General features: G+C 41.7%; 8 protein-coding genes. 7 read left to right on the forward strand and 1 reads right to left on the reverse strand.

What is annotated here, in order from left to right; translation table 11 throughout:
- Window positions 1–756 precede the first annotated feature (756 nt).
- The 6 genes from EWV84_RS15875 (at window position 757) to EWV84_RS15900 (ending at window position 3,241) form a co-directional block, all read left to right on the forward strand.
- Window positions 757–1,533, forward strand: a complete 777-nt coding sequence (locus tag EWV84_RS15875; protein ID WP_287078780.1) for a PEP-CTERM sorting domain-containing protein — start codon at window positions 757–759, stop codon at window positions 1,531–1,533.
- Window positions 1,534–1,644: 111 nt separating this feature from the next.
- Window positions 1,645–1,884, forward strand: coding sequence for a hypothetical protein (locus EWV84_RS15880; protein WP_287078781.1), 240 nt, complete (start codon window positions 1,645–1,647; stop codon window positions 1,882–1,884).
- Between the two features lie 6 nt (window positions 1,885–1,890).
- Window positions 1,891–2,124 carry a hypothetical protein gene (locus tag EWV84_RS15885; RefSeq protein ID WP_002745620.1) on the forward strand — a complete coding sequence of 78 codons (234 nt, stop codon included), beginning with the start codon at window positions 1,891–1,893 and terminating at the stop codon, window positions 2,122–2,124.
- Window positions 2,125–2,489: 365 nt separating this feature from the next.
- A complete protein-coding gene (locus EWV84_RS15890) occupies window positions 2,490–2,714 on the forward strand; it encodes a hypothetical protein (protein ID WP_287078782.1) in 225 nt (74 codons plus the stop codon).
- The gene (locus tag EWV84_RS15895; protein WP_002779213.1) at window positions 2,707–3,024 is read left to right on the forward strand and encodes a DUF4258 domain-containing protein; all 318 of its coding nucleotides are present in this window, start codon (window positions 2,707–2,709) and stop codon (window positions 3,022–3,024) included. Before EWV84_RS15890 ends, EWV84_RS15895 begins: the two co-directional genes overlap by 8 nt.
- The gene (locus EWV84_RS15900) at window positions 2,963–3,241 is read left to right on the forward strand and encodes a YgiT-type zinc finger protein (protein WP_002767595.1); all 279 of its coding nucleotides are present in this window, start codon (window positions 2,963–2,965) and stop codon (window positions 3,239–3,241) included. Before EWV84_RS15895 ends, EWV84_RS15900 begins: the two co-directional genes overlap by 62 nt.
- Window positions 3,242–3,728: 487 nt before the next feature.
- On the opposite strand, the gene EWV84_RS15905 is transcribed toward EWV84_RS15900, so the two are convergent.
- Window positions 3,729–4,496: an ABC transporter ATP-binding protein gene (locus EWV84_RS15905; RefSeq protein ID WP_287078784.1), complete on the reverse strand. Its 768-nt coding sequence runs from the start codon at window positions 4,494–4,496 to the stop codon at window positions 3,729–3,731.
- A gap of 270 nt (window positions 4,497–4,766) precedes the next feature.
- Between EWV84_RS15905 and EWV84_RS15910 the strand changes: the two genes are divergently transcribed.
- Entirely contained in the window at window positions 4,767–5,843 is a 1,077-nt protein-coding gene (locus tag EWV84_RS15910; RefSeq protein WP_287078785.1) for an AI-2E family transporter, read from the forward strand.
- The last annotated feature ends 626 nt before the right edge of the window (window positions 5,844–6,469 follow it).

Below are 6,469 nucleotides of genomic sequence, written 5' to 3' on the forward strand. Positions count from 1 at the left end.
AGAACTGGAAAAAGTAGTCAATCAGCTTTTAAATGAAGGGGGATTGATTATTAAATGGAGTAGAAAACTTAAAAATAAGGGTAATGCTGTTAATGTAACTTAAATGCGTAAAAGCTTATTAGGGTTATTCTTCCAGAAATTGCTGATTATGAGGTGCGTCGAGAGTTGTTACGCGCTAACAAGATTAGTAGTTAGATTGTGTAATTAATCGTGTATAGCTACATACTAAATTTCTCAATTCCCGACAGACATAGAGATTCTAAAATCCAAGACCAACCCGTTAAAAGATTTGGTTCTTCGGTTTGTGTTATGCAAGGGACGGGATTATAAGAGATGAAACCCTTATAGAGAAAGACATTGCTGCGATATTTGTCAATTGTTTTCGATCTAGAACGAACTAATCAATTAAGTCTCTTGCCAGATAAGAATTTAGTCGATTTATGCCACCCTATCGAACCATAACAGGTAACGAAGAACCAAAGATTTTTTATTTTTTACTACCCTACTCTCAAGGGCAACAACAATTGTAAATTTTTGTTAATTTCTGTTGGTTTAGGCTTGACAAAATCGGGGGGGGGGTATGATTTCGTTGTGGCTCTGTATTGTCATTGAGGAACTAGCTTAAAATTTAGTGATTGACAATTTTGGAAAAATCAATCTTTCTCCCTTGCCAATGTCGCTTAATTCGATATTTTCTCCTTTAAAGGGCAGTCAGAACGTTTGTTTGTTTATTTGTTTTGAGGAAAGTTTCTGAGTATGAAGACTTCAACTGTGCTGAAAAAATTTTCGATGGTTGGTGCTTTTGCAGCTATATCTGCTTGTACTTTGGTCATTTCTAAGGTAGAAGCAGCAATCATCCAAGTAGCTCCTGGTACAGTAACAGGAACAGGTTTGATTACCTTTGATGATGTATTGGGAGGTCCTGCTCCAGGGACTAATTACAATGCTATCTTCGAGTCTAATGGGGCAGACTTTGCTGAACGCTTCGTTGGTCAGTCACTCTCCTTCAGCGGGAACTCTGATATCTTGTCAGGTACTCCGACGGGTCCGCTGGCTTTACAAGTTGGTGCCGCCAATCAGAATCTCAATGTTTTCACCTTTACTACTTCTCAAGTTCTCACCGGCCTTGGTCCACTGGGATTTCCAGACTTCGGTGCAATTGGCGAGGGATCTTTTGCAGTTCTGTTTGATTTTGACCAATCAGAATTTGGCTTTGATTTAGTGGGTGGTGATGGTGGTTCAGCTACTATGAACTTCTTCCGGCGCAATGGTTCTCTAATAGACACTATCATACTCTCTGGCTTAAGCAATACTTCTTATGGCTTCAAACAGATGAGTGGAATCAAGGAGATTGCTGGCATCTCTATTCATAACACCGATCCAGGAGGGATAGGATTTGATAACCTTGTCCACGATGTACCAGGCGGACCTGGTCCTGGACCAGAAAAGGTTCCCGAACCTGCTTCAGTCCTGGGCTTACTAACTCTTGGTGCTTTAGGTGCGGGTTCAGTCTTGAAGCGCAAATTAAAATAAAAAACTGGTCAATCTAGCCTTAAATTAGCAGCGATCGCACTTAATCAATATAGTGCGATCGCTTTTTTTGGGACATTCCACATTTTTATTAATCTTTGTTAGAATGATGAGATGGGTAATGGCTTTGAGTTGATTGGAGAACTAACCGAAATAGAGATTATCGCCGTCAACCTCTCTATTCGTGAACTCAGAAGGCTAAAAGCCCAGTTTGGGGGTCGTCGATGGCGGAAGCTAAAAGGAGTCAGCTTAGTTCAATTTCCTAATGGAGAAATCCGCAAAGCTGAACTACACTGGTATGAGTCTCATGGTATTGGTCGGCGAAAAATGAAAGTTAAACGAGTTTTGGACTAAACATTTATGCAAACACCAGCATCTAACATTGAATTTGCTATCTGTATTACCGCTGAAGAAGGCGGAGATTTAGAGGTTTGTAAACTTTATCAAGTGTTACCTGATGCTAAAGCGCAAGAGGTGGGATGTTTGCGAGTGATTGATGAATCTGGCGAAGATTATTTGTATCCAGAAAATCATTTTGTCATAATAAAACTTCCTGAAACGGTACAAGTCCAGTTATTAGCAGTCCGCCCTTAAATAGCGAGTAAATTACCTGTTGTTGCTGATAATAAACAACTTAAGCTGAAATACTGACATTAGAAGTGATCGCGCTATATTGATAAAGTGCGATCGCTGCACTTTTGTCGAGCTAGTCCTGCAACAAGCTAGGCACTTTCAACTGATTACGGAAGAGATCTTAGCCAGGTAACAGCAAATCGAAACCGCTGCTAAGATTAAAGGAGTAGATGCTTTGCATATTGCTTGTGCCGAAGCAATAGAAGCAGACTACTTCATTACCTGCGACGATCGAATGATTAAAAGATACAGCGGTAGTCTTGCTGTTAAAACTCCTGTGGAGTTTGTCGCCATTATTTTCAACGCTTGAATTGAGAAAAATTACTATGAAAGTTCCAACAGATTTAACGATTCCTGAGATTGAGGAAATTAGAAAAGAGGGAGTTAAAGCTCTCGTAGAGAGATTGGGAATTGCTAAAGCGGCTTTCTTTCTAAGAGAAACAGCATCCCAACCTCTAAATTATTTAGAAATTAAAGATCAGTTATTTGGCGAAATGACAGCAACGGATATTTACGCTCAAATTAAAGGCGGCTATGACAGCAATGATTGAGGAAATTCGTCAAAAAGTTAGACAAAACCAATTTGAATTTTCTCAACACGCTGTCAATCAAAGTATCCTGCGTCAGATCAGTGTTCAAGAATTACGGGAGGCGATGGAACAAAGCGAAATTATTGAAGATTATCCGGCTGATAAGTATGGTGCAAGCTGTTTACTGTTGGGATTTACTCTAATTAATAGAGCCTTACACATTCATTGTAGCTATCCCTCTCGCCCTTTGCTCAAAATTATTACCCTATATGAACCCGATCCAAATTTATGGATTGATTTTAAATCAAGGAGAACACCAGATGTCAACTAATTCTAGACAAGAAATCTTAATTGAACAAGAAGTTACCTATACCCTTGAAATCAATGGCAATTTTTTTATTATAGAAAATGTCCCCGCTAGAGTCTGTGTAGAAACGGGAGAGCGTTTTTTTGCACCAGAAACTGTCGAACGCTTGCAGGAAATTATCTGGGAAAATAAGCGACCAAAACGGGTAATTGAAACGCCAGTATTTGACTTTGCTAGTTAGTGTTTAATAGAAAACTGGCAAATCGAGCAACAATTGAAGTCTTAAATTAGGGGCGATTTCGCTATGTTTGTAGAGTGCGATCGCTTTTTTGGTGTTAAAATAAAAGAAACCATAGCGTTTTGATTGGCCTAGACTCTTTATGCAATCTGATCTTTTCCAGACGACTCAACCTCCTTCAGATGAAGAGATTAAACAAGCAATCGCATCTGCAGCTGAGGCTCTGTTAAGGTAGCTTAATCCAGATTATCTCATTTGTCAGGAAACATCGGTCATTCGCTTTGGATATCTCCCTCTTTCTGAACAGCAGGCACTAGAGCAAGCGTTAGCAGAACAAGCGTAGGGGAAAATTATCAAATATCGATTTTAACGTAAGAGGGCCTATGATATCTGGTTGTCCTTAAGCACTAGAGACTTTTTTTGACTATCTCTGGTAATTAAATAATCATTGTCATCTCCCATTAACCTGAATAGCAATTATCTAAAATCCTTATTCATCCCCTAAATAAGCTTCAATCACCGCGGGATTGCTCCTAACTGTGGCTGGATCTCCCAAAGCGATTAACTTACCGAAATCTAACACAGCAATGCGATCGCATAATCCCATCACTAAAGGCACATGATGTTCGATTAACAGGACAGTTAAAGCTAAATTATCACGAATTTGTCGAATTAGCTGACTTAATGACCCCTTTTCGCTGGGATTCATCCCGGCTGCCGGTTCATCGAGGAGTAATAACTGGGGTTGCAAAGCTAAAGCGCGGGCAATTTCCAAGCGTCTTTGATCACCATAGGCTAAATTACAGGCTTTCCGATTGCTTTGGTCGGTTAATCCGACTAAATCTAATAATTCCCCCGCTCTTTTGTAGGTTTTTTCCTCCTCCCTTCTCGAAACCGGTAAACCCAAAATTCCCGTCCAGAGATTGGAGCTATTGTGAATGTTACCAGCGATCGCTACATTTTCTAAAGCCGATAATTCACCAAATAAGCGCAAATTCTGGAAAGTACGGGCAATTCCTGCCTGAGCGATCTGGTGAGGACGATAATTCGCCAGACTGTACCCTTGATAAATTAAATCACCACTCGATAGGGGAATTAAACCAGTGATCAGATTAAATAAAGTCGTTTTTCCCGCCCCATTGGGTCCAATTAAGCCAAAAATCTCGTTTTTTTGTACCTGAAAGGAAACTCCATCGACAGCGACTAATCCCCCAAATCGACGGGTTGCCCCCCGCACTTCTAATAAATTTGCCAGCATCCTTGTTAACAGATTAAATTAGTCGATTTTACTCCCTCAAGACTATTTAAAACAAGCATTGCACCGACCCCAAAAATATTTGTCAGGAGATTTACCTAAAAGAATCAGTTTTAAAGATTTATTGGGCAATTATTTTGATTAGGAAACACTTTACACAATCCCCACGAGATAAGCAAGACGGATCACCACTACTAGCAAATCACTACTGATAACGAAAAACTGCCATAATTGCAGAAATGTCCTCATCTAGCCAAAAGGCGATCGCTATTGATGAAAAATGACGCTAAAATTATCGATCTCGTCATCCGGCTGTTTTTTCTCGGCCTGTTGTTATTTGCTGGGTTCACCCTGCTGCGTCCCTTCCTAACCATGATCCTCTGGGGAGCAATTCTAGCGATCGCTTGGTATCCCCTCTTTCTCTGGTTAAAAAAGTTACTCGCTGGCCGGGCGAAACTGGCCACAGTTCTGCTCACCCTACTTTCTCTAGGGATTATTATCGGTCCGGTGAGTGCCATTGCAGCGGTTCTGGCGGGTAATCTGCGAACGCTCGCCGAATATATCGATACTGGTGCGGTGCTGATTCCCCCTCCCCCCACCGATGTGGCCACCTGGCCGCTGATCGGCGAAAGGATTGCCAGTCTCTGGCAGCAGGCATCAGATAACACGGGTCAATTTCTTCAACGCTTCGAGCCGCAATTAAAAGAACTGGGGAAAATCTCCCTTTCTCTGGCCACCAGTACTGGTCTGACGGTGCTGAAATTTATCGTCTCGATTCTGATTGCGGCGGCACTCACCCTCTCGGCTAAAAATCTGACTCACCTGATGAACCGGTTAGCGGAAAAGATCGCCCCAGGTCGAGGAATCGCGCTGGCCAGTCTTACCGCCTCCACCGTCCGCAATGTTAGCCGCGGTATTATTGGCGTTGCCATTATCCAGAGTCTTTTGATCGGCATCGGTTTAGTAGCGGTGGGAACGCCTGCGGCCGGTTTATTAACTCTCCTCACCCTAATTTTGGGCATTCTCCAAATTGGCCCCAGTTTGATTGTCTTGGGGGCGCTCATTCACGCTTGGGTAACACTACCCAATTCCATCGCCCTATTATTTACCCTCTGGATGATTCCCGCCACCTTGATCGATAATTTCCTTAAGCCGATCTTAATGGGGCGCGGCCTGCCCATTCCCATGGTGGTGATTCTGCTAGGGGTGTTCGGGGGAGTGATCGCCTACGGGATTATCGGTTTGTTCGTCGGGCCGGTTCTGCTCGGTCTCTGCTACGAGTTAGTTAGGGCTTGGATTGGCGAGGATAGCCCCGAACCAGTGGTAAATAGCCATGATCAGCCAATCTAAGGGCGGATATATCTAATTTTTACCTTAATCTTTCCAGGGAACCTGGTAAAAAAAGATTAATTTAGCCACGGTTCGGGTTAAGTAGATTGCGGTAAAAGTCGGTCTATCTAAAGGGAAGATTTCTTCGGTTAGTGACAGTAAGCAATCAAACCGCAGAAAACGTTAAGGCAAAAATTAACCAGACTGAGGTGAAGAGAATGTTCAATTTAAGAACTAGGTAGGGTTTGCTGAATAAAGCTAAAAACCTTGTTGGGTAAGACTTTTAGACCTTTTGTCAATTAAAAAGTACTGCATATGCGAGTGATCGGGGGGAAATTTAGGCACTTTTTCCCTAAAAATTAGGTAATTGGCCACCTCAAAACTGGTAAAACCCCACACCCCACACCCCACACCCCACACCCTAGGGCTGTTTCATTTAAATTAAGTACACCGGATTTTGAGTCAATAAATTTGACCGAAAATTCTCAAGTTTCTCTTGTTCTAATCAAAAGAGTTAGTCACAATAACTAATCTTTAATCTTCTGCCAATATTTATTATGAATAAATTGATAAAGCTTGTTTCCAAGCCACTAAAAGCCTATCTCTCTTCAAATTGTCTGAGAGTATATCCTGTTAATTTAGCTAAT

It is taken from the genome of Microcystis sp. M_QC_C_20170808_M3Col (genome assembly GCF_007095505.1).
In the GTDB taxonomy this organism is placed as follows: Bacteria; Cyanobacteriota; Cyanobacteriia; order Cyanobacteriales; family Microcystaceae; genus Microcystis.